The 1,172-nt window shown below is 49.2% G+C and carries 1 protein-coding gene; it reads left to right on the top strand.

Annotation, left to right across the window (positions count from 1 at the left end; all coding sequences use genetic code 11):
* Positions 1 to 690: 690 nt before the first annotated feature.
* Positions 691 to 1,065: an endonuclease domain-containing protein gene (locus Q0482_RS04760; RefSeq protein WP_299144061.1), complete on the top strand. Its 375-nt coding sequence runs from the start codon at positions 691 to 693 to the stop codon at positions 1,063 to 1,065.
* Positions 1,066 to 1,172: the final 107 nt, after the last annotated feature.

Raw genomic sequence — 1,172 nt, 5'->3', positions numbered from 1 at the left:
ACACAGCAGGTAAAGGCAGAGAGGCCTATTCTGTCCCCTGAATAGGGGAAAGTCCCGCGAAGCGGGATAAGGGGTGGCCGCCGTAGGTGGCCAATCCTGCAGAAAAGTTATATGGAGAGATGAGTCATCAGTATTCTCAGCATGGAGGAAGAGGCCCCTTTGGTGCCTTACGGCACCACCTTTCCCCCAGCTTCGCTGGTGGCACTATGGATGCTGAACATTGTGCTACATGACACAGCAGGTAAAGGCAGAGAGGCCTATTCTGTCCCCTGAATAGGGGAAAGTCCTGCGAAGCGGGATAGGGGGTAGCCACCGGAGGTGGCTAATTCAGCAGAAAAGTAACATGGAGAGATGAGTCAAAAGCATTCTTCGCGTAGAGGCCCCCCTTTGGTGGCTGGCGCCACCACCTTTCCCCCGCTAAAGCGGGGGCACTATGTGTGCTGTGCATTGAGCCACATGACTCAACAGGATAGCGTAGAGAGGTTTTATTCTGCCCCCTGAATAGGGGTGGCAAGGGAACTGGATTCGTAGGGAGCCGTAAGGCGACTGAGAATCCAGTGACACGCTTCCCTTTGGGTAAGTCCGGCGCAGCCGGATAGGGGGTGGCCACCGTAGGCGGCCAATTCAGCACAATGGTATAACGTACTATTGACTCTTATTTCTTCATATTCCGATTTTGAGGAATCCATCATGACTACACCGGAAAAGACCACTTTAAGAAAAAGAGCCCGCAGCATGAGGCAGAACATGACGCCACAGGAACTGAAATTATGGCTGTTCTGCTTAAAAAGATTTCCCTTTCATTTCCGAAGACAGGATGTAAAATCGCCATTTATTGCTGATTTTACCTGTCGAAAAGCAAAATTAGTTATAGAGATTGATGGTACACAGCATTACTCAGACTGTGGTAAAAGCTATGATGAATGGCGAAGCGGGAAATTGAATGAAAAAGGATATATGGTGCTTCGCTTTACCAATGAAGATATAGAGAAAAGATTTGCTGTTGTTTGTGATATGGTGCTTAAAATTACGACAGCAAGAGTGATGGAGTTAGAAAAAGAATGAGCACCAAAAGCATTCCCAGCACTGAGAAGGCACCCCCTTTGGTGCCTTACGGCACCACCTTTCCCCCGCTGAAGCGGGGGCACTATGGGTGCTGTACATTGTGCCAT

This window comes from uncultured Dialister sp. (assembly GCF_937959425.1).
GTDB lineage: Bacteria > Bacillota > Negativicutes > Veillonellales > Dialisteraceae > Dialister.
The sequence above is the reverse complement of the archived record's forward strand: the minus strand, read 5'-3'. Positions and strand labels throughout refer to the sequence as shown.